The organism is Streptomyces sp. NPDC087263 (assembly GCF_044744645.1).
GTDB lineage: Bacteria > Actinomycetota > Actinomycetes > Streptomycetales > Streptomycetaceae > Streptomyces.
Genome location: NZ_JBIUYT010000018.1, coordinates 65,377 through 90,611 on the forward strand (window position 1 = coordinate 65,377; position 25,235 = coordinate 90,611).

General features: G+C 69.7%; 23 protein-coding genes. 8 read left to right on the top strand and 15 right to left on the bottom strand.

The genetic code is table 11. The features are described 5' to 3' along the window. Window positions 1-24: 24 nt before the first annotated feature. Genes tal through pgl form a run of 4 tightly spaced genes read left to right on the top strand, consistent with a single transcriptional unit; the run spans window position 25 to window position 4,523 of the window. On the top strand, window positions 25-1,143 hold the full coding sequence (gene tal / locus ACIPC1_RS38770; protein ID WP_402526102.1) for a transaldolase: 1,119 nt from the start codon (window positions 25-27) through the stop codon (window positions 1,141-1,143). Between the two features lie 4 nt (window positions 1,144-1,147). Then, window positions 1,148-2,671, top strand: coding sequence for a glucose-6-phosphate dehydrogenase (gene zwf / locus ACIPC1_RS38775; protein WP_384393591.1), 1,524 nt, complete (start codon window positions 1,148-1,150; stop codon window positions 2,669-2,671). Further along, a complete protein-coding gene (opcA, locus tag ACIPC1_RS38780) occupies window positions 2,668-3,744 on the top strand; it encodes a glucose-6-phosphate dehydrogenase assembly protein OpcA (protein WP_402526106.1) in 1,077 nt (358 codons plus the stop codon). Before zwf ends, opcA begins: the two co-directional genes overlap by 4 nt. Then, window positions 3,741-4,523: a 6-phosphogluconolactonase gene (gene pgl, locus ACIPC1_RS38785; RefSeq protein WP_402526109.1), complete on the top strand. Its 783-nt coding sequence runs from the start codon at window positions 3,741-3,743 to the stop codon at window positions 4,521-4,523. Before opcA ends, pgl begins: the two co-directional genes overlap by 4 nt. 271 nt (window positions 4,524-4,794) lie before the next feature. On the opposite strand, the gene pgi is transcribed toward pgl, so the two are convergent. The 13 genes from pgi to ACIPC1_RS38850 form a co-directional block, all read right to left on the bottom strand. Next, window positions 4,795-6,447 (bottom strand): glucose-6-phosphate isomerase, encoded by a 1,653-nt coding sequence (gene pgi, locus ACIPC1_RS38790; RefSeq protein ID WP_402526111.1) that lies wholly within the window; start codon window positions 6,445-6,447, stop codon window positions 4,795-4,797. A gap of 72 nt (window positions 6,448-6,519) precedes the next feature. Then, entirely contained in the window at window positions 6,520-7,788 is a 1,269-nt protein-coding gene (locus ACIPC1_RS38795) for an MFS transporter (protein WP_402526114.1), read from the bottom strand. A gap of 233 nt (window positions 7,789-8,021) precedes the next feature. After that, window positions 8,022-8,357, bottom strand: a complete 336-nt coding sequence (locus ACIPC1_RS38800; protein ID WP_082412914.1) for an RNA polymerase-binding protein RbpA — start codon at window positions 8,355-8,357, stop codon at window positions 8,022-8,024. Between the two features lie 242 nt (window positions 8,358-8,599). Continuing rightward, entirely contained in the window at window positions 8,600-8,830 is a 231-nt protein-coding gene (gene secG, locus ACIPC1_RS38805) for a preprotein translocase subunit SecG (RefSeq protein WP_266465805.1), read from the bottom strand. Window positions 8,831-8,955: 125 nt separating this feature from the next. Beyond that, window positions 8,956-9,732, bottom strand: coding sequence for a triose-phosphate isomerase (gene tpiA, locus ACIPC1_RS38810; RefSeq protein ID WP_402526118.1), 777 nt, complete (start codon window positions 9,730-9,732; stop codon window positions 8,956-8,958). Between the two features lie 5 nt (window positions 9,733-9,737). Beyond that, the gene (locus tag ACIPC1_RS38815; RefSeq protein WP_402526120.1) at window positions 9,738-10,949 is read right to left on the bottom strand and encodes a phosphoglycerate kinase; all 1,212 of its coding nucleotides are present in this window, start codon (window positions 10,947-10,949) and stop codon (window positions 9,738-9,740) included. Between the two features lie 127 nt (window positions 10,950-11,076). Further along, the gene (gene gap, locus ACIPC1_RS38820) at window positions 11,077-12,081 is read right to left on the bottom strand and encodes a type I glyceraldehyde-3-phosphate dehydrogenase (protein WP_402526122.1); all 1,005 of its coding nucleotides are present in this window, start codon (window positions 12,079-12,081) and stop codon (window positions 11,077-11,079) included. 190 nt (window positions 12,082-12,271) lie between these two features. Further along, complete coding sequence (locus ACIPC1_RS38825) at window positions 12,272-15,223, bottom strand: M14 family zinc carboxypeptidase (RefSeq protein WP_402526124.1); 2,952 nt, start codon at window positions 15,221-15,223, stop codon at window positions 12,272-12,274. 466 nt (window positions 15,224-15,689) lie between these two features. Next, window positions 15,690-16,679: a DNA-binding protein WhiA gene (gene whiA, locus ACIPC1_RS38830; RefSeq protein ID WP_365428073.1), complete on the bottom strand. Its 990-nt coding sequence runs from the start codon at window positions 16,677-16,679 to the stop codon at window positions 15,690-15,692. Then, window positions 16,670-17,740, bottom strand: coding sequence for a uridine diphosphate-N-acetylglucosamine-binding protein YvcK (gene yvcK, locus ACIPC1_RS38835; RefSeq protein WP_402526126.1), 1,071 nt, complete (start codon window positions 17,738-17,740; stop codon window positions 16,670-16,672). Before yvcK ends, whiA begins: the two co-directional genes overlap by 10 nt. After that, window positions 17,737-18,798, bottom strand: a complete 1,062-nt coding sequence (gene rapZ, locus ACIPC1_RS38840) for an RNase adapter RapZ (protein ID WP_402526128.1) — start codon at window positions 18,796-18,798, stop codon at window positions 17,737-17,739. Before rapZ ends, yvcK begins: the two co-directional genes overlap by 4 nt. After that, on the bottom strand, window positions 18,795-20,867 hold the full coding sequence (uvrC, locus tag ACIPC1_RS38845; protein ID WP_402526131.1) for an excinuclease ABC subunit UvrC: 2,073 nt from the start codon (window positions 20,865-20,867) through the stop codon (window positions 18,795-18,797). The genes rapZ and uvrC overlap by 4 nt, the downstream gene beginning before the upstream one ends. Before the next feature lie 83 nt (window positions 20,868-20,950). Further along, window positions 20,951-21,622, bottom strand: coding sequence for a response regulator (locus ACIPC1_RS38850; RefSeq protein ID WP_384393619.1), 672 nt, complete (start codon window positions 21,620-21,622; stop codon window positions 20,951-20,953). Between the two features lie 213 nt (window positions 21,623-21,835). Between ACIPC1_RS38850 and ACIPC1_RS38855 the strand changes: the two genes are divergently transcribed. Further along, the gene (locus tag ACIPC1_RS38855) at window positions 21,836-21,997 is read left to right on the top strand and encodes a hypothetical protein (protein ID WP_402526135.1); all 162 of its coding nucleotides are present in this window, start codon (window positions 21,836-21,838) and stop codon (window positions 21,995-21,997) included. A gap of 162 nt (window positions 21,998-22,159) precedes the next feature. Here ACIPC1_RS38855 and ACIPC1_RS38860 read toward each other — a convergent pair whose 3' ends face one another. Then, on the bottom strand, window positions 22,160-22,396 hold the full coding sequence (locus tag ACIPC1_RS38860; protein ID WP_402526138.1) for a hypothetical protein: 237 nt from the start codon (window positions 22,394-22,396) through the stop codon (window positions 22,160-22,162). A gap of 108 nt (window positions 22,397-22,504) precedes the next feature. Here ACIPC1_RS38860 and ACIPC1_RS38865 point away from each other — a divergent pair, with 108 nt between their 5' ends. Continuing rightward, the gene (locus tag ACIPC1_RS38865) at window positions 22,505-22,813 is read left to right on the top strand and encodes a hypothetical protein (protein ID WP_402526140.1); all 309 of its coding nucleotides are present in this window, start codon (window positions 22,505-22,507) and stop codon (window positions 22,811-22,813) included. Window positions 22,814-22,996: 183 nt separating this feature from the next. Here ACIPC1_RS38865 and ACIPC1_RS38870 read toward each other — a convergent pair whose 3' ends face one another. After that, complete coding sequence (locus ACIPC1_RS38870) at window positions 22,997-23,371, bottom strand: hypothetical protein (protein ID WP_402526142.1); 375 nt, start codon at window positions 23,369-23,371, stop codon at window positions 22,997-22,999. A gap of 173 nt (window positions 23,372-23,544) precedes the next feature. Between ACIPC1_RS38870 and ACIPC1_RS38875 the strand changes: the two genes are divergently transcribed. Next, window positions 23,545-23,901, top strand: coding sequence for a response regulator (locus ACIPC1_RS38875; protein ID WP_402526144.1), 357 nt, complete (start codon window positions 23,545-23,547; stop codon window positions 23,899-23,901). A gap of 228 nt (window positions 23,902-24,129) precedes the next feature. Continuing rightward, window positions 24,130-25,077 (top strand): hypothetical protein, encoded by a 948-nt coding sequence (locus ACIPC1_RS38880; protein ID WP_402526146.1) that lies wholly within the window; start codon window positions 24,130-24,132, stop codon window positions 25,075-25,077. Window positions 25,078-25,235 lie beyond the last annotated feature (158 nt).

Here is a 25,235-nt window from a genome sequence, read left to right on the forward strand (position 1 = left end):
CGACACGTAGGAGATGCAATTTCCATGACAGACGCACTCAAGCGCCTCTCCGAGGAAGGCGTCGCGATCTGGCTGGACGACCTGTCGCGCAAGCGGATCACGTCCGGCAACCTCGCCGAACTGATCGACCAGCAGCACGTCGTGGGCGTCACCACCAACCCGTCGATCTTCCAGAAGGCGATCTCGAGCGGCGACGGCTACGAGCGGCAGCTCACCGAGCTCGCCGCCCGCAAGGTCACCGTCGAAGAAGCCGTCCGCATGATCACGACGGCGGACGTCCGTGACGCCGCCGACATCCTGCGCCCGGTCTTCGACGCGACGCAGGGTCAGGACGGCCGGGTCTCGATCGAGGTCGACCCACGGCTGGCCAACAACACGACGGCGACCGTCGCCGAGGCCAAGCAACTGGCTTGGCTGGTGGACCGCCCCAACACCCTCATCAAGATCCCGGCGACCCCGGCGGGCCTGCCCGCGATCACCGAGGTCATCGGCAAGGGCATCAGCGTCAACGTCACGCTGATCTTCTCGCTCGCGCGCTACCGCGAGGTCATGGACGCCTACCTCGCGGGTCTGGAGAAGGCGAAGGCCGCCGGCCTCGACCTCTCCAAGATCCACTCGGTGGCGTCGTTCTTCGTGTCCCGCGTGGACACCGAGATCGACAAGCGGCTGGACGCGCTGGGCACGCCGGAGGCCAAGGCCGCGCGCGGCAAGGCGGGCCTGGCGAATGCGCGGCTCGCGTACGAGGCGTACGAGGAGGTCTTCTCCTCCGACCGCTGGGCCGCCCTCGACAAGGCGCAGGCCAACAAGCAGCGTCCGCTGTGGGCCTCGACCGGCGTCAAGGACAAGGCGTACAAGGACACCCTGTACGTCGACGAACTGGTCGCGCCGAACACGGTGAACACCATGCCGGAGGCCACTCTTGAGGCCACCGAGGACCACGGTCAGATCACCGGCGACACCATCACCGGTACGTACGAGCAGTCCCGTGCCGAGCTCGACGCGGTCGAGAAGCTCGGGATCTCCTACGACGACGTGGTCCAGCTCCTGGAGGACGAGGGCGTCGAGAAGTTCGCGACGTCCTGGAACGACCTGCTCAAGTCGACAGAGGCAGAGCTCCAGCGCCTCGCCCCCTCGGAGGGCTGAAACCTTGTCAAGCAGCAACCCGCTGCGTGACCCCGCAGACCGACGGCTCCCGCGTATCGCGGGGCCGTCGGGCCTGGTCATCTTCGGCGTCACGGGCGATTTGTCACGTAAAAAGCTGATGCCCGCGGTGTACGACCTCGCCAACCGGGGTCTGTTGCCGCCGGGCTTCTCCCTCGTCGGCTTCGCCCGGCGCGAGTGGGCCGACGAGGACTTCGCGCAGGAGGTCCACGACGCGGTCAAGGAACACGCGCGCACGCCCTTCCGCGAGGAGGTCTGGCAGCAGCTCGTCCAGGGCATGCGCTTCGTGCAGGGCACCTTCGACGACGACGACTCCTTCGAGCGGCTGCGTTCCACGATCGAGGACCTGGACAAGGCACAGGGCACGGGCGGCAACTTCGCCTTCTACCTCTCCGTGCCGCCGTCCGCCTTCCCGGTGGTCATCAAGCAGCTGAAGAAGCACCGGCTGGCCGACCAGCCGAACGGCTCCTGGCGCCGCGCGGTCATCGAGAAGCCCTTCGGTCACGACCTCAAGTCGGCCGAGGAGCTCAACTCGACCGTCGAGGACGTCTTCGCCCCGGACCAGGTCTTCCGCATCGACCACTACCTGGGCAAGGAGACCGTCCAGAACATCCTGGCGCTCCGCTTCGCCAACCAGATGTTCGAGCCGATCTGGAACCGGTCGTATGTCGACCACGTACAGATCACCATGGCCGAGGACATCGGCATCGGCGGCCGTGCCGGCTACTACGACGGCATCGGCGCCGCCCGTGACGTCATCCAGAACCACCTGCTCCAGCTGATGGCGCTCACCGCGATGGAGGAGCCCGCCTCCTTCGACGCGGACGCGCTCGCCGCCGAGAAGACCAAGGTGCTCGGCGCCGTGAAGCTGCCGAAGGACCTGGGCCGGAACACGGTCCGCGGGCAGTACGCGGCCGGCTGGCAGGGCGGCGAGAAGGCCGTCGGCTACCTCCAGGAAGACGGCATCGACCCCAAGTCGAAGACCGACACCTACGCGGCGATCAAGGTCGAGGTGGACAACCGCCGCTGGGCCGGGGTCCCCTTCTATCTCCGCACCGGCAAGCGTCTTGGCCGCCGCGTCACCGAGATCGCGGTGGTCTTCCAGCGCGCCCCGCACTCCCCTTTCGACCACACCGCGACGGAGGAGCTGGGCCAGAACGCGATCGTCATCCGCGTCCAGCCCGACGAGGGCATCACGGTCCGCTTCGGCTCCAAGGTCCCCGGCACCTCCATGGAGATCCGGGACGTATCGATGGACTTCGCATACGGCGAGTCCTTCACGGAGTCGAGCCCCGAGGCGTACGAGCGCCTGATCCTGGACGTCCTCCTGGGTGACTCCAACCTCTTCCCGCGCACCGAGGAGGTCGAGCTGTCCTGGAAGATCCTCGACCCGATCGAGCGGTACTGGGACAAGCACGGCACGCCCGCGCAGTACCCCTCGGGCACGTGGGGCCCCGTCGAGGCGGACGAAATGCTCGAGCGAGACGGACGGAGCTGGCGGCGCCCATGAAAATAGACCTCACGGACACCACGGCCAGCAAGATCAACAAGGCGCTGGTGCAGGGCCGCCGGGCCATCGGCTCCCCCGCCGTCGGCATGGTGCTCACCCTCGTCATCGTCACCGACGAGGAGAACGCCTACGACGCCCTGAGGGCCGCGAACGACGCCTCGCGCGAGCACCCCTCGCGCACCCTCGTGGTCGTCAAGCGCGTCTCCCGCTCGCCGCGCGACCGCACGAAGTCCCGCCTCGACGCCGAGGTACGGGTCGGCGCGGACGCGGGCACCGGTGAGACGGTCGTCCTGCGGCTCTACGGCGAGGTCGCGGACCACGCACAGTCCGTCGCGCTCCCGCTGCTCCTGCCGGACGCCCCGGTGGTGGTCTGGTGGCCGGTCGGCTCCCCGCGCGACCCGGCGAAGGACCCGCTGGGGGCGCTCGGCCAGCGCCGGGTCACCGACAGCTACTCGGCGGTCAAGCCCGTCGACGAACTGCGCACCCGCGCCGAGAACTACGAGCCGGGCGACACCGACCTGGCATGGGCCCGGATCACTCCCTGGCGCTCCATGCTGGCCGCCGCCCTCGACCAGGTGGACTGCGAGGTCATCTCCGCGGAGGTGACCGGCGAGGAGTTCAACCCGAGCGTCGAACTGCTCGCCATGTGGCTCGCCGACCGGCTGCACGTCCACGTCCAGCGCGGGGTCTCCGCCGGCCCCGGGCTGACCCTGGTACGCCTGGAGACCACCGGTGGTCCCGTCGCACTGCAACGCCCTGACGGAGCGATGGCCACCCTGACGCTGGAGGGCCAGCCGGACCGCGCGGTGGCGCTCAAGCGCCGCGAGACCTCCGAGCTGATGGCGGAGGAACTGCGCCGACTCGATCCGGACGACACGTACGCGTCGGCGCTGCGGTTCGGGGTGGACCGGCTGGGAGGCGCTCAGTCGGCGACCGACCGGTCTCCGCTGCCCACCCGGACTCCGGCGTCCGCCGTGGCGGACTCGGCTTCGAAGACGTCCTCCGCTGCCGCGGCCGGCAACCGGCCGACTCCGGCGCAGATGCCCCCGGCCAAGGGGACGGCCGCCAAGTGAACACTCCGCAACTGGTCGTCCACCGTGACAAGGAGCTGATGGCCGAGGCCGCCGCGGCCCGGCTGATCACGAAGATCGTGGACGCGCAGGCCTCGCGCGGCTACGCCTCGATCGTGCTCACGGGCGGCCGCAACGGCAACGGGCTCCTGGCGGCGCTGAGTTCGGCCCCCGCCCGGGACGCCGTCGACTGGGCCCACCTCGACCTTTGGTGGGGCGACGAGCGGTTCCTGCCCGAGGGCGACCCGGAACGCAATGACACGCAGGCCCGTGCCGCGCTCCTGGACTCCGTGCCGCTGGATCCCGCCCGGGTGCATCCGATGCCCGCCTCGGACGGGCCGTACGGCTCGGACGTGGAGGCCGCGGCGGAGGCGTACGCGGCTGAGCTCGCGAAGGCGGCCGGCCCCGAGAACCACGGCTCGGTCCCGGCCTTCGACGTGCTGACGCTGGGTGTCGGGCCCGACACCCACGTGGCCTCGCTCTTCCCCGAGCTGCCCGCGGTAAGGGAGACCGAACGCACGGTGGTCGGCGTCCACGGCGCCCCGAAGCCTCCGCCGACCCGGATCTCCCTCACCCTCCCCGCGATCCGCTCCGCACGTGAGGTGTGGCTGCTCGCGGCGGGCGAGGACAAGGCCGAGGCCGCGGCGATCGCCCTCTCCGGCGCGGGCGAGGTACAGGCCCCGGCCGCCGGCGCACGGGGCCGCTCCCGCACCCTGTGGCTCCTGGACGCGGCAGCGGCTTCCCAGCTGCCACGGTCGCTGTATCCGCCGGCTTCGGCGTGACGGTAGGGGCGGAGGGGGCGGAAGAGGTTTTCCTCGCCCCCTCCGCCCCTAACCCATTCCCGTCCTTCCGGGGCTCCGCCCCAGACCCCGCTCCTCAAACGCCGGAGGGGCTGAGAATCTTCAGCCCCGGCTGCGGGATATCTTTCAGCCCGTCCGGCGTTTGAGGACGAGGCCGTTCAGGCCGACAGCGGGGGCCTGGGGGCGGCAGCCCCCAGGAACAAGGGACGGGCAGGGGCGGAGGGGGCGAAGAAAACCCCCACCGCCCACTCGGCTAACGCCCCCGCAGCGCCCGGTACTTGGCCACAAGTGCCGTCGTCGACGCGTCAAGCCCGGGCACATCGGCCCCCTCGGTCAGCGCCGGCTCGACCCGCTTGGCCAGCACCTTGCCGAGCTCGACTCCCCACTGGTCGAAGGAGTCGATGTTCCAGACGGCACCCTGGACGAACACCTTGTGTTCGTAGAGAGCGATCAACTGCCCCAGCACCGACGGCGTCAGCTCACGCGCGAGGATCGTCGTCGTCGGGTGGTTGCCCTTGAACGTCTTGTGCGGCACCAACTCCTCGGGCACCCCCTCCGCCCGCACCTCGTCCGGCGACTTGCCGAAGGCCAGCGCCTGCGTCTGCGCGAAGAAGTTCGCCATCAACAGGTCGTGCTGGGCGACCAGACCCGGCAGCAGATCGGCGACGGGCTCGGCGAAGCCGATGAAGTCGGCCGGGATCAGCTTCGTGCCCTGGTGGATGAGCTGGTAGTACGCGTGCTGCCCGTTGGTACCGGGCGTGCCCCACACGACAGGGCCCGTCTCCCACTCCACGGGAAGTCCGTCCCGGTCCACGGACTTGCCGTTGGACTCCATGTCCAGCTGCTGCAAGTAGGCGGTGAACTTGGACAGGTAGTGCGAGTACGGCAGCACCGCGTGCGACTGGGCGTCGTGGAAGTTCCCGTACCAGATGCCCAACAGACCGAGCAGCAAAGGCACGTTGGACTCGGCGGGTGCGGTGCGGAAGTGCTCGTCCACGATCCTGAACCCGTCGAGCATCGACCGGAACTGCTCGGGTCCGATGGCGATCATCAGCGAGAGACCGATCGCCGAGTCGAACGAGTACCGCCCGCCGACCCAGTCCCAGAACTCGAACATGTTCGCCGTGTCGATGCCGAAGTCCGACACCTTCTCCGCGTTGGTCGACAAGGCCACGAAGTGCTTGGCGACGGCTTCCTGACCGGCCTTCAGCTCGGTCAGCAGCCAGTTCCTCGCCGAGGTCGCGTTGGTGATCGTCTCGATCGTGGTGAACGTCTTCGAGGCGATGACGAACAGCGTCTCGGCCGGGTCCAGGTCCCGCACCGCCTCGTGCAGGTCGGCGCCGTCCACGTTCGACACGAAGCGGACCGTGAGGCCGCGGTCGGTGAAGGACCGCAGCGCCTCGTACGCCATCGCCGGGCCGAGGTCGGAGCCGCCGATGCCGATGTTGACGACGTTCTTGATGCGCTTGCCGGTGTGGCCGGTCCACTCACCGGAGCGGACACGCTCGGCGAAGCCGGCCATCTTGTCGAGCACGGCGTGCACCGCCGGAACGACGTTCTCGCCGTCGACCTCGATGACCGCGTCGCGCGGGGCACGCAGCGCGGTGTGCAGCACCGCCCGGTCCTCGGTCGTGTTGATCTTCTCGCCGCGGAACATGGCGTCCCGCAGACCGAAGACATCGGTCGCCGCGGCCAGCTCGCGCAGCAGCCTCAGTGTCTCGTCGGTGACCAGGTGCTTGGAGTAGTCGACATGCAGATCGCCGACCTCAAGGGTGTATCCGCCACCGCGCCCGGGATCGGCCGCGAACAGCTCGCGCAGGTGGGTCTCCGCGAGCTCCTCGCGGTGCTCGGCCAGCGCGGTCCACTCGGGCGTCTGGTTGAGCCTGGAACGGCTTTCTGCGTTCATCTCGGACTTCCGCCTTCTTTCCTGCCTGTGCTGCTGCGTACCTTGCCCCGCTGCCGGTCCCAACCTAATTGATCAGGGCTTGACGTGAGCTGTCGTGGCACCGTCGTCCGGCTCAACAACAGATACGTCCGGCAGACACCCTGGTATCAGCGAAATGACGGCGAGTGCGAACAGCGCGGCCGCGAGCAGTGCCGGCCCGTTCAGCCCGTACCCGCCCGCCACCGCGCCTCCCAGCAGGGCACCGACCGGCGCTCCGGACGTCGAGGCCGTACGGACCGCGGAGCTGATGCGGCCCACCATGGCGTCCGGGCTGCGCTGCTGCATCAGCGTGACCTGGTTGACGTTCCACACCAGGTTCATCGCTCCGAGCAGCACCATGCCCACGATGACGGCGCCCAGGTGGCGGACAGTGCCCATGAGCAGCAGCGCCGACGTCTGGACGCAGCCGCCCAGGAGCAGGCTGCCGACCCTCCCTGTCCGGCGCGCCAGCCACGGGGCCAGCGCTCCTCCGGCCAGGCTGCCGACGGAAAAGGCGGTCATCGCGGCCGCGTACTCCGCGTTGCCCGCGTGCAGCCAGCGCGTCACGTGCAGGACGAGGGTGGCGATGAGCGCGCCCATGCCGATGTTGCACAGCAGGGTGGCCACGCACACCGCCCGCAGCACCCGGTCCTGCCACAGGACGCGCAGCCCTGCGGTTATCTCGGCGCGCAGGGTGCTCCCGGCCGGACGCGGATCCCGCGCGGGCAGCCGTATCCGTAGGGAGGCCACCAGCGCGGCGGCCAGCAGGTAGGTGACCGCGTCGGCCGCGAACGGCACGGCGGCCCCGGCCACCAGTAGGAGAGGTACGAGGGGACTGGCCAACAGGCCGCCGGCAAGCTGCTGCCCGGTCATCAGCCGGGCATTGGCGCTGCCCAGCTCGGCACGGTCCACCAGGGACGGCAGCAGAGCCGTGGAGGCGTTGTCGAAGAGTGTCTGGAGGGTCGTCAGGGTGAAGGCGAGCACGATCAGGACGACGATCGAGGCGTGCCCCAGCCCGACGGCGAGGGCGAAACAGGCGACCAGCGTGCCCCGTACGACGTCCACCGTCCACATCGCACGCCGCTGGTCGACCCGGTCGGCGATCGCCCCGCCGAGCAGACCGAAGAGGAGCCAAGGTAGATAGCCGCAGGCCGTGACGGAGGCAATGACCAGCGGATCATCGCTGAGGTGCACGGCGAGCAGCGGCAGCGCGGCGGTCCGCAGCGCGTCGCCGAACCGCGACACCACAGCCGCGGTCCACAGCCGCCCGAATCCCCCGCGCCACGCGGGCGCCCGTACCCCCGCCAGCTCCGTCGCCGTCACAACGCCCCCTTCGGTTCCGTCACTTCAAGAACCGTAGAGGGCACCACTGACAATCAAGCCGTTCATCGTCGAGCCTCTGACAATCGAGCCACTCACCGTCAAACCAATGGCAAGCGAGCCACTGACGAGCGGACGCGACGCATGACGAGCGAGCCGCAGGTGAGTCACGTCGGACCCTGCGCGCGATACAGCTCCGGCCAGGCGCCCAAAGGCACCCGGCCGGTTCTCAACCCCTAGATCTCGCCCCGCAGTTTGGCGAGCGCCTCGGCGAGGATCGCCTCGCCGTCCGCGTCGCTGCGCCGCTCCCGTACATACGCGAGGTGCGTCTTGTACGGCTCGGTGCGCGGCGGGGCCGGCGGGTTGTCCCGGTCCTGTCCGGCGGGAAAGCCGCAGCGCGGGCAGTCCCAGGTCTCGGGAACCTGCGCGTCGCTGGCGAAGCTGGGAACCGTCTCGTGCCCGTTGGAGCACCAGAAGGAGATGCGCAGCCGCGGCGCGGACTCGCCACGCTCGGCCTCGCCCATCGGCCCCGCCCCGACCCGGCTTCCTCGGATCGCGTTGCCACTTGCCACGGTCGTAACTCCCTGCGTAATGGTGCCGCGAAGCGAGTCGGCGTGACGCTTCGCTGCGAGCGCCTCAGTCTACGTAAGGCCCAACGCGCGTCCAGTGATTGGAGTTACACCCCCGCCCCTAGACGCAAGCCCCATGATAGGTCGCGATTTACGTCGCGTACCGAACATGGGGCCTTACGTGCGCAAAGTGCGTGCGTTATGTGCAGTTGTACCGATGTGCGTCGGCCGATGTCGGCCGTTGGTCAGTTGTTGACCTTCATCAGGATGCCGAGCGTGACGATGCACGCGAACCAGAGCAGACCGATCACCACGGTGATGCGGTCAAGGTTGCGCTCGGCGACCGAGGAGCCTCCGACGGACGACTGCATGCCGCCACCGAACATGTCGGAGAGGCCGCCGCCCTTGCCCTTGTGCATCAGCACCAGCAGCATCAACAGCCCGCTGAAGACGATCAGGGCGATCGAGAACCCCATAACCACGGCTGAACCAACTTCCTCGGATCTGGACGGACGACGGGGGCCGGGTGGTTGCCCACCTGGCCCCCGCAAGGGTACGACGGATCGCCGCTACCGCATACTCGCGACCGCGAGCCTTCGGCTCACTGGTCCCGGAAACGGACGATCTTGACGAACTCTTCGGCGTCCAGGGAGGCACCGCCGACCAGCGCACCGTCGATGTCCGGCTTCGCCATGATCTCCGCGACGTTCCCGGACTTCACCGAGCCGCCGTACTGGATACGGACGGCGTCGGCCACTTCCTGCGAGTACAGCTCGGCGAGCTTGCCGCGGATCGCCGCGCAGACCTCCTGGGCGTCGTCGGCGCCGCAGACCTTGCCGGTGCCGATGGCCCAGACGGGCTCGTACGCGATCACGACCGACTCGGCCTGCTCGGCGGGGAGGTCCTTGAGACCACCCTCGACCTGGCTGAGCGTGTGTGTGACGTGGTCGCCCGCCTCGCGGACGTCCAGCTCCTCGCCCACGCACAGGATCGGGGTCAGGCCGTGCTTGTAGGCGGCCTGCACCTTGGCGTTGACGAGCTCGTCGCTCTCGTGGTGGTACTGGCGGCGCTCGGAGTGGCCGATCGCCACGTACGTGCACTTCAGCTTGGCCAGTATCGGGCCGGAGATCTCGCCGGTGTAGGCCCCGGAGTCGTGCGCCGAGATGTCCTGGGCACCGTACTTGATCTTGAGCTTGTCGCCGTCGACCAGGGTCTGTACGGAGCGCAGGTCGGTGAAGGGCGGCAGGACCGCGACCTCACAGGCCTCGTAGTCCTTGTCCGCGAGGGCGAAGGCGAGTTTCTGGACGTGGGCGATGGCCTCGAGGTGGTTGAGGTTCATCTTCCAGTTGCCCGCCATCAGCGGCGTGCGCGTGCTCATGTAGGTCAGTCCTCCAGTGCGGCGAGGCCGGGGAGCGTCTTGCCCTCGAGATATTCGAGGGAGGCGCCGCCGCCGGTCGAGATGTGGCCGAATGCCGTCTCGTCGAAGCCCAGGATGCGGACGGCGGCGGCGGAGTCGCCACCGCCGACGACCGTGAAGGCCGGGGAGTCGAGAAGGGCCTGGGCGACCGCCTTGGTGCCCTCGGCGTAGTCGGGGTGCTCGAAGACGCCCATCGGGCCGTTCCAGAAAATGGTGGCCGCGTCGGCGAGCTTCGAGGCGTACAGGGCACCGGTCTCGGGACCGATGTCGAGACCCATCCGGTCGGCCGGGATGGCGTCCGCGGCGACGGTGGTGGGGTTGGACGGGGCCTTGGTCTTCAGGTCCGGGAACCCGCCCGCGGTCACGACGTCGACCGGGACGACCAGCTCGACGCCGTTCTTCTCGGCGCGCTCGACGTACTCGGTGACGGCGGCCAGCTGATCGTCCTGGACCAGGGAGGCGCCGATCTCGTAACCCTTGGCCTTGAGGAAGGTGAAGGCCATGCCGCCGCCGATGAGGATGCGGTCGGCCTTGCCGAGCAGCTGGTCGATGACGGCGAGCTTGTCGGAGACCTTGGAGCCGCCGAGCGCGACCACGTAGGGGCGCTTGACGTCCTCGGTGAGCTTCTTCAGGACGCCGACCTCGGTGGCGATGAGGTAGCCCGCGTAGTGCGGGAGCCGCGCCGGGAGGTCGTACACGGAGGCGTGCTTGCGGTGCACCGCGCCGAAACCGTCGCCTACGTAGATGTCCGCCAGGGCGGCGAGCCGGTCGGCGAACTCACCACGCTCGACGTCGTCCTTGGAGGTCTCGCCGGCGTTGAAGCGCAGGTTCTCGATGACCGCGACCTGGCCGGGCTGCAGGCCGTTCACCGCATCGTGCGCGGCGGGGCCGATGGTGTCCTGGGCGAACGCGACCGGGGCGCCGAGGAGTTCGGCGAGCCGCTCGGCGGGCTGCAGCAGGGAGAACGCCGGGTCCGGGGCGCCCTTGGGGCGGCCCAGGTGCGAGGCGACGACCACCTTGGCGCCCGCGTCCGCGAGGGCCTTGACGGTCGGCAGGACGGCGCGGATGCGGCCGTCGTCGGTGATGAGGCCGTCGGCCAGCGGCACGTTCAGGTCGGCGCGGACGAAGACCCGCTTGCCGTCCACGCCTTCGGCGAGAAGTTCGTCGATCGTCTTCATGAACAGGGACTCCTAGGGGGCTCTTCGGATCCGAGAGGGCTGATCGATCACTACGTAGCACAGGGCTCGGGCAGCGCACGCCGCGCTGCCCGAGCCCTGACTCACATCGAGTTGCCTGCTCCGGGACTTAGAGCTGGCCGCCGACGAAGACCGTGAGGTCGACGAGGCGGTTGGAGTAGCCCCACTCGTTGTCGTACCAGCCGATGATCTTCACACTGTTGCCCTGCACCATGGTCAGGGACGAGTCGAAGGTGCAGGAGGCCGGCCAGCCGACGATGTCCGAGGAGACGATCGCGTCCTCGGTGTAGTCCAGGTAGCCCTTCAGCTCACCCTGGGCGGCCTTCTGGAACGCGGCGTTGACCTCTTCCTTGGTCACCACGCGCTCCGTCTCGACGACCAGGTCGGTGACGGATCCCGTCGGGACCGGCACCCGCATCGCCATGCCGTTGAGCTTGCCCGCCAGCTCCGGGATGACCACGCCGAGAGCCTTGGCCGCACCGGTGCTCGCCGGAATGATGTTCTCGGCGGCGGCGCGGGCGCGGCGCAGGTCCTTGTGCGGGAAGTCCTGGAGACGCTGGTCGCTGGTGTAGGCGTGGACCGTGGTCATCAGGCCCGAGACGATGCCGAAGTTCTCCAGGAGAACCTTGGCCATCGGCGCCACACAGTTGGTGGTGCAGGAGGCGTTGGAGATGATGTGGTGGTTCGCCGCGTCGTACTTGTCCTCATTGACGCCGAGTACGATCGTGATGTCCTCGTCCGAGGCCGGAGCCGAGATGAGGACCTTCTTGGCGCCGCCCGCGATGTGCTTCTCGGCGTCGGCCTTCTTGGTGAAGATGCCGGTCGACTCGATGACGATGTCGACGCCCAACTCACCCCACGGGATGTCGGAGGGGTTGCGCTCCGACAGCACCTTGATGGTGTGGCCGTCGACGGTGATCGTGTCGGCGGTGTGCGTCACCTCGGCCTGGAGGCGGCCCAGGATGGTGTCGTACTTCAGAAGATGAGCTGTGGTCGCGGTGTCACCCAGGTCGTTGACAGCCACGATCTCGATGTCAGCACCCTGCTTCAGCAGCGCGCGGAAGTAGTTACGACCGATGCGGCCAAAGCCGTTGATGCCTACGCGGATCGTCACGAACCGATCTCCTCGTTGGTACGCCGGCTCAGATGCCGGCGAGTTGTATGGGATGTCCCCGACCGCCTACGACCCTACCTCCCTGAGGCTTCCGGCATGACATCGAGATGCCCTATACACGGCAGGGCGGTCCGTACCCGCCAGTAGGGGTACGGACCACCCTCCGTGTTCACACGACTGTCACGCGGAGTCAGCCGCCCAGTGCCGCCAGAGCCTTCCCGACGAGGGCAGTGCGGTCGGCCGCCGCGGTGACGTGCTCCAGGCCGAAGCCCAGCAGCACGGTGTCGTCCGTGGTGATCGCTCCGTATGTCTTGAAGAGCTCACCGGAGAGCCCCCAGTCCTTGATCACCGCGGGGCTGCCCGCGGGCGGTCCGGGGACGCTCCAGGCGCCGAGCGAGGTCTCGAAGCCCTCGACCGGGCCGGCCGTGCCGCCGATGACGACGGTGGCGTTGTCGGCGAGGACACCGTGGCCGCCCGAGCCCGGGTCGGTGATGTAGCTCAGCGACACCTCGACCGTCTTGCCTGCGTACGCGGAGAGGTCGAAGTTGACCTCCTGCCATCCGTCGGAGGCTCCGGTGAAGCTGTTCCAGGACCCGCTGGTGCCCGTGGGTGTGCAGGCGGTCGAGCCCAGCGTCAGATAGCGCGTGAGGGCGGGGTGCGCCTTGATGAAGTACCCGGCCTCGCACTCGACGGGTACGGCCGTACTGGTGGCGCCGCCCTTGTCCGGGAGCGTCGTCCAGTCGTCGGCCCCCACCGTGTGGGCTTCGAGCACGGCGTGGTCGTAGCCCTCCTCGGTGTCCCACAGGAGCTGGGTGCGCAGGGTGGGCGCTTCGGCCGCGCTCACTCCGGTGAGGTCGATGGCGCGGGTGAGACGGTTCCAGGCGTAGTCGGAGTGGGTGACGGCCGCCATGGACGCGCCTTCGTAGGGCCCGTACGGATTGACGGTCCCGGGGTACTGTCCCGCGCCCGCGCTCGTGAACTGGGGGTACGTGGTGGCGGGCAGGTTGTCCGAGGTGACGCTGTACGACCCCGCCGCGTTGAGCGGGTTGCCGGGCGCGCCGGCGAGTACTCCGGTGGTGCCGGCGAGCGCTCCCGAGCCGGTGAAGGCGGTGGCGCCCGGAGTGCTCGTACGGGAGTAGGCGCCCAGGTAGTACTGGCTGAAGTCGTTCGTCAGGGCGCCCGGAAGAGCGACGCTGCCGCCCGCCTGCTCGCCCGCCTCGATCAGCTTGCCGCCCTCGTTGAGGTAGGCGCGCAGTTGGAGCTGGGTGGTGTAGCCGGGCCGGTCGGCGCCGGTGTAGTGGACGACCGTGTCGAAGTGGCCGAGCACGCCGAGCGCGTCAGGCGCACCCTGTGTGGCGACGTCCCAGACGAGGGGCTTGCGGCCGTTGGCCTTGAGCGCGTCGACGTACGTCTGGGTCTGCACTGCGGCGGTGGTCTCCTCGGCTACCACGAGAGTGTCGGCGCGGGGCCGTTCGGCGATGGTGTAGGTGAAGTGCTCGCTGGAGGTGGGCTTTCCGGCCTTCGTCTCTCCGGTGAACCAGACCTCCACCTTGTCGCCCGGCTCGCCGTCCTGGACGAGGGCGCGGTACTCGTCGAAGTAGAGGTTGTCCTCGCCTCCGTAGGTCTCGCCGCCCTTCCACGGCTTGAGCGCCTGGTCCCACGTACGGCCGCCGTTGACGCGGTACTTGAGCTCCTTGTCACGCACGGACTTCCGTACGACGACGGAGACCTCCTGGTCGGCGCCGCGGGAGTACGAGGTGGAGAAGGCGGCGGGCGTGAAGTCGGCCGCCTGGAGGCCGAGCGAGGAGGACGGCTGGTCGGGGTGGGCCGCGGTCTCGGCGACGGAGAGCGCGAAGGGGATGTTCTTCGCGAACTCCTGCTGGATCAGCTTCTCGTCGTCCGGGAAGGTGAAGACCGAAGCGCAGTCCGCCGCGTTCCAGGCGTCGTTCGGGTCGAGGTTCGACGCGGTCTGGCAGGTCGACATCTCGGGCGTGTACATCGCCAGGCCGTTGACGTTGGAGGCGTGGCCGTCGGCCTCACCGTTCGTCGTGTAGAGCTCGGAGGAGACCTGCGGGCGGTAACCCGGGATCGCGGGGTTCTCGGGCGTACCGGCAAGGGACTTGTACAGCACGTCGTCCGGGCTCGGGGTCGCCACCTGCCAGCCGACTCCGTAGAGGATCAGCTCGGCCGCCGAGTGGTAGTTGATGCCGTACGTGAAGCCGATGCGCTTCTCGAAGGCGTCCATTGCCTTGGTCTCGGGCTCGGAGCCGGCGCTCGCGCCGCGGTAGGTCTCACTGGTGGGGTTGGGCGACGAACCCTCGTTGTCGTAACCCCACTTGTAGGCGAAGTTGCGGTTGAGGTCGACGCCGTCGCCGGTGGTGATGGCGCCGTCGCCGTTCACGTCACGCAGGTTCTTGCGCCACTGGCGGTCGCCGGCGGGGTCGAACGTGTAGTCGTAACCGTCGGGGTTGGCGGAGATGACGAACCACAACTCGGTCGAGTCGACGATCTTCTTTATGCGCTTGTCCGTCGAGTAGTTGTCCAAGTAGTAGTGCATCAGACGCCGCGTCATCTCGGGAGTGATCCACTCACGGGCGTGCTGGTTGGACATGTACAGCACGGCCGGCTTGGCGCCGTCCTTGGTCTTCGTGGCGCCCTTGGTCAGCTTGAGCGCCAGGATGTCCTGCCCCTGGAGGGTCTTTCCGATGGAGACGACCTTGGTGAGGTCGGGGTTCGCCTGGCCGGTCTTGACGATCTCCTCCTGGAGATTGCCTGCTCCGCTGTACGGGCGGTACACACCGTCAGCGGCAGCCGCAACGCGCTCCTCCGCCTTCGCCGAGATCTTGTACTCGGTGAGGTCGACGCCCTTGCCCTCCAGTTGCCCCGCCTGCTTGTCGGTGAGGTAGACCTCGACCTGGGCGGTGCCCTTCGCCGGAACCTGCTCGCCGAGTTCGTGGGCGTCCTGACCCGCCGCCAGCAACAGGGGTACCTGTTGCTGTGTGACGTCGGCGTGGAACACCTTGACGGCGTCCGCCCCCGGGTCGGCCGAACGGCCGCCCTCCGCCTGAGCGATGGGCGCCAGACTCGCCCCGCCCAGCATGAGTGCAGCTATGGCGAGGATCGATCTCGCTCTTCGTCTCATGAGCCCCCCTTGCATTTGTCCGGCACATCTGTGCGCAGACGCCAGGCTGGTCATCCTCCATGATCATGTCAAGACGGCCACAAGGACCGGTAAAACGCCGCTGGTGCCGGACTCGGCACCAGCGGCGTCGGGCATGAACGACGGGCTCAGGCGGGCCAGTTGTCCGCAGGGGGCCAGAACGCCGGTCTGTACGACCGGGTTCGGACCGCTCGCTGTCCCGCGCGGGCGCAGGTGGACGGGGCACCCGTGGGGGCCGACACGGTCAGGACGTCCGCGCGGACCGACACGGACAGAACGTCCGCGCCCAGACAACCGCGTCGCCCGCGCGAACCTCAGACGCCACGTCGCCCGTACGAGCCAAGGCGGACAGGACGCCCGTACGAGCCCAGACGACCACAGTGTCCGCGCCGTCCGCACCGTCCGCACCGTCCGCGCGAGCCCAGACAGCCCCGTCGCCCGTACGAGCTCAGACGGCCATGTTGTCCGCCATCTCCTCGGTGAGGTTCGACTCCGTCCCGGGGATGCCGAGGTCCTGGGCCCGCTTGTCGGCCATCGCCAGCAGACGGCGGATGCGGCCGGCCACGGCGTCCTTGGTCAGCGGCGGGTCGGCGAGCGCGCCCAGTTCCTCCAGGGAGGCCTGCTTGTGGTCCATGCGCAGCCGACCGGCGGCCGCGAGGTGCTCCGGCACCTCATCGGCGAGGATCTCCAGGGCCCGCTGCACCCGGGCCCCGGCGGCGACGGCCGCGCGGGCCGACCGGCGCAGGTTGGCGTCGTCGAAGTTGGCGAGCCGGTTCGCCGTGGCGCGGACCTCGCGGCGCATCCGCCGCTCCTCCCAGGCCAGCACCGACTCGTGGGCGCCGAGCCGGGTGAGCAGCGCCCCGATCGCGTCGCCGTCCCGTACGACCACCCGGTCCACGCCACGGACCTCGCGGGCCTTGCTCGCGATCTGGAGCCTGCGCGCGGCGCCGACCAGGGCGAGCGCCGCCTCGGGGCCGGGGCAGGTCACCTCCAGGGAGGAGGAGCGGCCCGGCTCGGTGAGCGAGCCGTGCGCCAGGAACGCCCCGCGCCAGGCCGCCTCGGCGTCGCAGGTGGCCCCTGAGACCACCTGCGGGGGCAGCCCGCGGATCGGGCGGCCCCGGCCGTCGACAAGCCCCGTCTGCCGGGCCAGCTGGTCGCCGCCCGCGACGACGCGCACGACATAGCGGGAGCCGCGGCGCAGGCCGCCGGGTGCCATCACGATCAGTTCGGAGCTGTGGCCGAAGATCTCCAGAATGTCCCGCTTCAGCCGGCGCGCCGCCATCGCCGTGTCCAGCTCCGCCTCGATCACAATCCGGCCGCTCACCAGGTGGAGGCCGCCGGCGAACCGCAGAATGGCGGAGACCTCCGCCTTTCTGCAGCAGGTCCGGGTGACGGGGAGCCGGGAAATCTCATCCTTCACCGCTGCCGTCATCGCCATGGGCCGATCCTTCCATGCATCCGAAAAATACGGTCGTACGCGGCGGCCAACAGCTCCGGGTCGTGCCTCGGGCTACCGTCGGTCCGGGCCACCGGCGCCAGCTCGACCGCGGCGCCGAGCCGCTTGGCGGCATCGGTGAGCAAATCGCGGTCGGGCACGGCGGCCTCGTCGGCCAGCACCACGTCCAGGGCGAGTTTAGGGGCGTGTCGTCCCAAAACCTCCAAATGACGCTGCGGAGAGAAGCCATCGGTTTCTCCGGGCTGCGGCGCGAGGTTCAGGGAGAGCACCCGGCGGGCCTTCGTCTGGATGAGCGCGTCGAGCAGTTCGGGCACCAGCAGGTGCGGGATCACCGAGGAGAACCAGGAGCCAGGGCCGAGCACCACCCAGTCCGCGTCCAGGACCGCGGCGACGGCTTCGGGGACGGCCGGCGGGTCGTGCGGCACCACGTGCACGGACTGCACCTCGCCGAGGGTGAGCGCCACGGTGGCCTGGCCGCGCACGGTGTCGATGTCGTCGGGCCGGTCCGGGTCGTGTCCCTTGACCAGGGCCTGGAGCTCCAGGGGTACGGCGGACATGGGCAGCACCCGGCCGTGCGCGCCCAGCAGTCTGCCGACCAGGTCCAGGGCCTGGACATGGTCGCCGAGCTGCTCCCACAGGGCGACGATCAGCAGGTTGCCCACCGCGTGCTCGTGCAGGTCGCCCTTGGACTGGAAGCGGTGCTGGATGACCCGGGCCCAGGTCTGGCCCCAGTCGTCGTCGCCGCAGAGGGCGGCCAGGGCCTTGCGCAGGTCACCGGGCGGGAGCACGCCCAGCTCGTCGCGCAGGCGCCCGCTGGAGCCGCCGTCGTCGGCCACCGTGACGACGGCAGTGAGGTCGCCGGTGATCCGGCGCAGCGCGGCGAGCGAGGCGGACAGGCCCATGCCGCCGCCCAGGGCGACGACCTTGGGCTGGGCGCCGCGGCGGCGCGGCTTGGCACCGCGCGCCACGACGGGCTTGCCGCCCTGGCCCTCGGCGGCAACCCGGCGCAGCCTGCTCAGCCGCAGAGCGGCACGTCCGGTCACTCGCGACCCATGTCCCGGTGCACGACCACGGTCTCCACGCCCTGGGAGACGAGGCGGGCGGCGAGCTTCTCGGCGGTGGCGACCGAGCGGTGCTTGCCGCCGGTGCAGCCGACCGCGATGGTCACGTATCGCTTGCCCTCACGGCGGTATCCGGCCGCGATGAGCTGGAGCAGCTCGGCGTAGCGGTCGATGAACTCCTTGGCGCCGGGCTGGTTGAAGACGTACGCCGAGACCTCCTCGTTGAGGCCGTTGAAGGGGCGCAGCTCCGGAACCCAGTGCGGGTTGGGGAGGAAGCGCATGTCCACCACCAGGTCGGCGTCGACCGGAAGGCCGTACTTGAAGCCGAAGGACATCACGGTGGCCCGCAGCTCGGGCTCCTCCTCGCCCGCGAACTGGGCGTCCATCTTGGCGCGCAGCTCGTGCACGTTCAGGCTGGAGGTGTCGATCACCAGGTCGGCGTCGCCGCGCAGCTCGCGCAGCAGTTCGCGCTCGGCGTCGATGCCGTCCACGATGCGGCCGTCCCCCTGGAGGGGGTGCGGGCGGCGTACCGACTCGAAGCGGCGCACCAGGGCCTCGTCCGAGGACTCCAGGAAGACGATCCGCCGGGTGACGTGCTTGGACGCCAGGTCGGCGAGCGACTCGCGGAGGTTGTCGAAGAAGCGGCGGCCGCGTACGTCGACGACGACCGCGATTCTGGCCACGTTGCCCTGGGAGCGGGCGCCGAGCTCCACCATGGTGGGGATCAGCGCGGGCGGCAGGTTGTCGACGACGAACCAGCCGAGGTCCTCCAGACACTTGGCTGCCGTCGACCGTCCGGCGCCGGACATCCCAGAGATGATCACCAGCTCGGGGATGGCGGCTTCGGGCACCGCGACCGTCTCCATCGTCGTACTCTCCTGTGGGCTGTCGGGGGCGTCCGTACCGCCGTCTGGCTGTGCTTCGTGTTGTTGACCGTCGCCGGGCTGTGCCTGGTGTGCTTGACCGTCACCGGGCCGTGGTTCGTGTTCTTGCGCGTCGCCGGTATGTGGTTGGTGTTCTTGGCGTTCGTTCTCGGTCATGTCTCCTGCCCCCGTCGCTTGTCCGAGGTGCCCGCGGATACGGGCTCCTCCGGGGAGCTCGCCGTCGTTTCGGGCGCCCCGTATTCCTCGTCTTCCATGATCTCTCCAGTCGCCATGTTCACGGCGGGGGCGACCGGGGCCGCCTGGGCCAGGGCCACGGCGATCGTCTCGGCCGTTTTACGGCCTATGCCGGGAACCTCGCAGATCTGGTCGATTGTCGCGGATCGCAGCTTCTTCACCGAACCGAAGTGTTTGATCAGCGCCTGCTTGCGCGTCTCGCCGAGCCCCGGCACCTCGTCGAGGGGGCCCGACCTGAAGCGCTTGGCCCGCTTGGCGCGCTGATAGGTGATCGCGAAGCGGTGCGCCTCGTCACGGACCCGCTGGAGCAGGTACAGGCCCTCGCTGGTGCGGGGCAGGACCACCGGGTCGTCCTCGCCCGGCAGCCACACCTCCTCCAGCCGCTTGGCGAGACCGCAGACGGCGATGTCGTCGATGCCGAGCTCGTCGAGAGCCCTCTTGGCTGCGGCGACCTGCGGCTGGCCACCGTCGACGACGACGAGCTGCGGGGGGTAGGCGAAGCGCTTGGGGCGCCCGTCGTCCTCGGTGAGCGCGGCCTCGCCGTCCGCCCACTCCCCCGTCTTCTCCTTCTCCGCGATGTAGCGCTTGAAGCGGCGGGCGATCACCTCGTGCATGGACCGGACGTCGTCCTGCCCCTCGCCGTGCCAGACCTGTGTGTCTCCGACGCGACCCTTGATCTGGAAGCGCCGGTACTCGCTCTTGCGCTGGAGTCCGTCCTCGAAGACGACCATCGACGCCACGACGTCGTCGCCCTGGAGGTGGGAGATGTCGTAGCACTCGATCCGCAGCGGCGCGCTGTCCAGGTCGAGGGCCTCGGCGATCTCCTCCAGCGCGCGCGAGCGGGTGGTCAGGTCGGAGGCGCGCTTGGTCTTGTGCAGGACGAGGGACTGCTGTGCGTTGCGGCGCACCGTCTCCATGAGCGCCTTCTTGTCGCCGCGCTGCGGGATGCGCAGCGAGACGTTCGATCCGCGGCGCTCGGTCAGCCACTCCTGGACGGGCTCCGCCGGGTCGGGCAGCGCCGGGACGAGCACTTCCTTGGGGACGGAGTCGCCCGTCTCCTCGCCGTAGAGCTGCTGGATCGCGTGTTCGACGAGATCACCGGTGGTGACGGCCTCCACCTTGTCCGTGACCCAGCCGCGCTGGCCGCGCACGCGTCCGCCGCGTACGTGGAAGATCTGCACGGCCGCTTCCAGCTCGTCCTCCGCGACGGCGACCAGGTCGGCGTCGGTCGCGTCGGCGAGCACGACCGCGCTCTTCTCCATGGCCTTCTTCAGGGCCTCGACGTCGTCGCGCAGCCGGGCCGCCCGCTCGTACTCCATCTCGTCGGCCGCGTCCGTCATCTGCTGTTCGAGGCGGCGGATGTACGTCCCCGTACGCCCGGCCATGAAGTCGCAGAACTCCTCGGCCAGATCCCGGTGTTCGTCGGCGGAGACGCGCCCGACGCAAGGGGCGGAGCACTTGCCGATGTAGCCGAGGAGGCAGGGGCGGCCGGTGCGGACGGCGTTCTTGAAGACGCCGGCGGAGCAGGTGCGCACGGGGAAGACGCGCAGCAGCAGGTCCACGGTGTCGCGGATCGCCCAGGCGTGTCCGTAGGGACCGAAGTAGCGCACGCCCTTGCGCTTGTGGCCGCGCATCACCTGTACGCGCGGGAACTCCTCGTTCATGGTCACCGCGAGGTACGGATAGCTCTTGTCGTCGCGGTACTTGACGTTGAACCGGGGGTCATACTCCTTGATCCAGGAGTACTCCAGCTGAAGCGCCTCGACCTCCGTGGACACGACCGTCCACTCCACCGACGCGGCGGTGGTGACCATGGTGCGGGTGCGCGGGTGGAGGCTCGCCAGGTCCTGGAAGTAGTTGGCCAGGCGCTGGCGCAGGCTTTTCGCCTTCCCGACGTAGATCACCCGGCGGTGCTCGTCGCGGAATCTGTACACCCCGGGAGAGTCCGGGATCTGTCCCGGCTTGGGGCGGTAGCTGGAGGGGTCGGCCATGTCTCACACCCTACTGGCGGGGGCTGACACCGCGGCGTCCTCCCTGCTCCCGCCTGTGGACAGAACGCGAGGATGGGGACGTCTCAGCGCGACTCCAGGAACGTCAGCACGGCCAGCACGCGGCGGTGGTCGTCGGAGGCCTCCGGAAGGTGCAGTTTGCCCAGGATGCTGCGGACGTGCTTCTCGATGGTGCCCTCGGTGACCCACAGCCGGCGGCCGATGCCCGCGTTGGAGCGGCCCTCGGCCATGAGTGCGAGGACCTCCCGCTCGCGGCTGCTGAGGAAGGACAGCGGGTCGTCGCGCCGCTGGGCCGCGAACAGCTCGCGCACCAGGGAGGGGTCGACGACCGAGCCGCCCCTGCGGATCCGGTCGAGCGACTCGATGAACTCGTCCACGACGGTGACCCGGCTCTTCAGGAGGTACCCGACCTTGTGGCCGCCGGCCAGCAGTTCCAGGGCGTCCTCGACCTCGACATAGGCCGACAGGACCAGGATGCCGGTGGCGGGGTGACGCTCACGGATCGTGCGGGCCGCCTTGAGGCCCTCGGTCGAGTGATGGGGCGGCATTCTTATGTCGACGATCGCCAGGTCCGGGCGTTCCTCGGCGACGAGTTCGAGGAGTCGTACGGCATCACCGGCCTGTCCGGCCACCTGGTAGCCGACGCGCTCGCAGAGACTCGCGAGCCCCTCTCTGAGCAGAACATCGTCGTCGGCGAGAACGACCCGCCCCTGCGGGAGCTGCTGATTGGCGTCCATGGCCCCGGCTTCCCCTGGCCCGGCCCCTGCGGCACGGTGCGCCTCCAACAGCCTGCCGGAACCTGGGCGGTTACGGCTAGCCGGAAGCGGAATTGGGGGCTGACCGTGACGACACCAGGACCTCGCGGAGCCATGCTCGAACCAGTGCAGGAGCAAGGCACCGGTCGTCCCGGGCGAGGGACGGCGGGTCAAGCGGTGGAAGGGCAGCGGGAGATGCGGCGGACACGGATCGAGAAACGACGGCGGTCGGTCCGTGTCCGCCGGTACGACGACGAGGTGGGCTCCTTCCGCGAAGCCCTCGACCCGCGGGACCCCGACATCGTGCGTGCCAAGGGCCTGCGGCTCGCGACACGAGGCGGCGCTGCCTGCCGATAGAGGCACCGGCACAGGGCAAATGCCTGTCTCAAGACCTGGTGTCTGCCTCCCCTGAACCCGGACGGCTGCCTCTCCGTCCGAGACCGACCGCCCGGCGCGTACACACGTCACCGAGTCCAAGGCCCCCCCCTTTTGGACCCCCTCCGTGTACGCCCCGGGCGGTCACCTGTCCACTGCGTGGAGTTGGTCTTCCAGGGACCTGAGGACGCCGCTGATGTCGGTGTGCCCCTCGTGGCCTGAGGCGGCGTTCTCCGCGGCTGTGAAGGCGCCGTCGGTGGCCCGACGGGCCGCGTCCCGCTCGGCCGCCGTTTCCGCCCGCTGCGGGGCCCCCTCGGTGAGCACCTCGGCGAGGCGTTCGCGGGCGACCTCCTCTTGGAGTCCGGCCGTCGCGAAGGACACCTCGGTCGACGCCTGGAAGTCCTGGACGGCGCGCGGCCCGCTCCACCGGGCCAGCGCCGAGACGAGGTGGAGGCGAGCAGTGCGGCGCCCGGCAGCAGGACAAGCAGCATGAGCTTGGTGCCCACCCGCAGCCGCGCGAGCAGCGGTGGGCGGGCCTGCGCCACGCGCGCGGGGGCCCTCGGCGGCCTGCGCCGCGCACGCCGGGAGGGCTGCTCATGGCCCGTCGTCCGGGTAACCCTGGTGGTCGGCCGGATCCCTGTCGATCTCGCGGACCACCTGGTCCAGTGCCGCCCCGACCGGGGCACCATCGACGACGATCTTCGCGAAGGCCCGGGTGACGGCCAGGAGGCCAAGGTCACGGCGGGTGGGCGGGCGTCTGCGAGCGCGGTCGCGCGACGGTCCTCAGCTGCTGGATGAACAGGTACTCGATACCGCCCGCCGCGAATGCCGGGGAGATCCTCACCGCGCCGTTCGTCGCGGGGATCGCCCCGTTCGCCTGCGTCATACGGCGGATCTGGCCGGGTTCCAGCAGATGAGCGAGGCGGCGCCGGACCGCGTCGCCGTCGGTGGTGCCGGTGGTGGCACCCTGGCACCCCGCTGTCAGGACCCCGTACCGGTGACCGTGCCCTCGCCGAAGTCGGGCAGCGGGACGGTCCTCACCTCGCCGGGGAGCGCCTTCGTGTACTCGCCGTACATCCAGTGCCCGACCCCGGAGATCGGACCGCGCCCCTTCGTGAAGGCCTTGTCGTCCGTGTCAGGGTCGAACAGCCCCTCCTTGGACCGACCCTGCATGCTGGTGAGCAGGTCCGGCAACTCGCCCCCGGCGGCCGCCGAGTCGACCGGACCCGTACGCCCCCCGGAACGCTTTCCGTCGCGCTCTCCGCCGCCGCAGCCGGCGCCAAGCAGGCCCGCGCAGAGCGCCCCGGGGAAGAACGCGCGCGGGGCTCGCCTTCGTTCTCGTCGGAGCAACATCATCGTGCACCCCTGTCCGACCGACAGGACACGGCCACCCCAGGGCATCGCCCTGCTACCGCGCGTGACTCGCCACTGCTCTCCGTGAGCGCGGATCTCCCTTCCGGGTCAAAGGACTTCACCACTTTCCGGCTAGCTGCAAGGCGCACCGGACAACCCGTTGGGAAGCTTTCAGCATGTCCATGCGCTGTCTCCTCGTCGACGACAGCGCCCGGTTCCTGGAGGCTGCGCGCGCCCTGCTGGAGAGTGACGGGGTGCAGGTCGTCGGTGTCGCCTCGACGGGCGCGGAGGCCGTCGTGCGGGTCCGTGACCTGGCCCCGGACGTCGTCCTGGTCGATCTCGACCTCGACGGCGAGAGCGGCTTCGACCTGGCGCGACGGCTCGCGGGCGACGTGGCCGCCGTGATCCTGATCTCCACGCACACTCTGGAGGACTTCCAGGAACTCGTCGCCGCCAGCCCGGCCCGCGGCTTCCTCCACAAGTCGGCGCTTTCGGTGGGGGCGATACGAGAGCTGTTGGGGCGTGAGGATTAGGAGACTACTGGGACACAAGGGTCAGCAGGGGTTCGGGCGACTCCTGGGGCGCGTTGCGCATCAGGTGTTGTCGCGGCTTGGCCAACACGCTTCAATGCGGTGGAACTTGAGGCTGCGAACGGCGACACGCGCGCGTGAAACAGACCCCGCGCGCCGCCACGGCGGCCCCGACCACCCGCACGAGCGGCCTGACCAGCCGTTGTGAGCATTCATAGAAAGGCCCCCTGCATGCGGCACGGCACACAGCACGCGGACCTCGCCACGGCGGAACTGGAGACGGCCCTGCGTGGCGGGCCCTTCCACATCGCACTGCGCGCCGCGATCACCGCCCGCGGACTGCCCCTGCAGCGGGTACAGCACCACCTGTCGCGCTACGGGGTCAAGGTCGGGGTGACCAGCCTGAGTTACTGGCAGCAGGGCGCCCGCCGCCCGCAGCGCCCCGAGTCGCTGCGCGCCGTCCGCGCCCTGGAGGAGATCCTCCAACTCCCGGACGAGTCACTGATCCGGCTGCTCGCCAAGGCCGAGGAGCAGTCCGTCCCGGACCGCTCCTCGGGCCATTCCTACCGCGCTCTCGTGGAGGCCTCCGGCGTCCTGGAGCGGCTCCTGGACGAGTTGGACTCGCCCCTCGAAAGCGGGCTGCACACCCTCGGCCATCACGAATGCGTACGGATCGGCGCCCAGCGCGAGCTGGTGGGCCGCGAGTCGCACCACATAGTGCGCGCCCACAAGGAGGGCGTGGACCGCTATATGGCCATCCACCACGGCGACCCGGGGTGCGCTCCGGAGCGGATGGCGGTGCACGCCCTGGAGAACTGCCGTACGGGGCGGGTGCGTTGGCACCAGGAGACCGGGGTCCTCGTGGCCGAGCTGCTCTTCGACACGCGGCTGCGCGCGGGCGACACGTATCTCTTCCGCTACGGCTTCGACGACGGCACGGCCGGGGCGTCCAGCGAGTACGTACGCGGATTCAGCTTCGCGGGCGGGCAGTACGCCCTCCAGGTGCGGTTCACCGGGGAGACCTTGCCCGTGCGATGTCACCGGTTCACGCAGCACTCGGCGGCGGCGCCACGCAGTGGCCGCCAGGAGCTGACGCTGAGCGGTCACCACGGCTCGGTGCACCTGGTCGAGCCACGGGTGCGGTCGGGGATCCTGGGAATCGAGTGGGCCTGGGGGTAGGCGCCCTCGGTCACTGGGCAGGGCGAGCCGGCAAGGCGGGAGAAAGAGTCGGGGGGGGGGGGGGGGGGGGGGAGTGGACAAGGCTGTATAACACCCCCCCGGGGGCGTGTACCAACGACGGCCCGGGGGGGGGGCGGGGGGGGGCCACAGCCGGCAAC

Bases quoted from the DNA above. Each gene is read 5' to 3' on its own strand.
- ACIPC1_RS38855 (WP_402526135.1), top strand. From the start codon at position 21,836: ATGCGGCGGACACGGATCGAGAAACGACGGCGGTCGGTCCGTGTCCGC.
- ACIPC1_RS38850 (WP_384393619.1), bottom strand. From the start codon at position 21,622: ATGGACGCCAATCAGCAGCTCCCGCAGGGGCGGGTCGTTCTCGCCGAC.
- rapZ (WP_402526128.1), bottom strand. From the start codon at position 18,798: ATGACCGAGAACGAACGCCAAGAACACCAACCACATACCGGCGACGCG.
- pgi (WP_402526111.1), bottom strand. From the start codon at position 6,447: ATGAACGCAGAAAGCCGTTCCAGGCTCAACCAGACGCCCGAGTGGACC.
- ACIPC1_RS38815 (WP_402526120.1), bottom strand. From the start codon at position 10,949: ATGAAGACGATCGACGAACTTCTCGCCGAAGGCGTGGACGGCAAGCGG.
- tal (WP_402526102.1), top strand. From the start codon at position 25: ATGACAGACGCACTCAAGCGCCTCTCCGAGGAAGGCGTCGCGATCTGG.
- secG (WP_266465805.1), bottom strand. From the start codon at position 8,830: ATGGGGTTCTCGATCGCCCTGATCGTCTTCAGCGGGCTGTTGATGCTG.
- ACIPC1_RS38875 (WP_402526144.1), top strand. From the start codon at position 23,545: ATGTCCATGCGCTGTCTCCTCGTCGACGACAGCGCCCGGTTCCTGGAG.
- ACIPC1_RS38865 (WP_402526140.1), top strand. From the start codon at position 22,505: ATGAGCTTGGTGCCCACCCGCAGCCGCGCGAGCAGCGGTGGGCGGGCC.
- whiA (WP_365428073.1), bottom strand. From the start codon at position 16,679: ATGGCGATGACGGCAGCGGTGAAGGATGAGATTTCCCGGCTCCCCGTC.
- ACIPC1_RS38870 (WP_402526142.1), bottom strand. From the start codon at position 23,371: ATGATGTTGCTCCGACGAGAACGAAGGCGAGCCCCGCGCGCGTTCTTC.
- ACIPC1_RS38825 (WP_402526124.1), bottom strand. From the start codon at position 15,223: ATGAGACGAAGAGCGAGATCGATCCTCGCCATAGCTGCACTCATGCTG.
- ACIPC1_RS38880 (WP_402526146.1), top strand. From the start codon at position 24,130: ATGCGGCACGGCACACAGCACGCGGACCTCGCCACGGCGGAACTGGAG.
- opcA (WP_402526106.1), top strand. From the start codon at position 2,668: ATGAAAATAGACCTCACGGACACCACGGCCAGCAAGATCAACAAGGCG.
- tpiA (WP_402526118.1), bottom strand. From the start codon at position 9,732: ATGAGCACGCGCACGCCGCTGATGGCGGGCAACTGGAAGATGAACCTC.
- uvrC (WP_402526131.1), bottom strand. From the start codon at position 20,867: ATGGCCGACCCCTCCAGCTACCGCCCCAAGCCGGGACAGATCCCGGAC.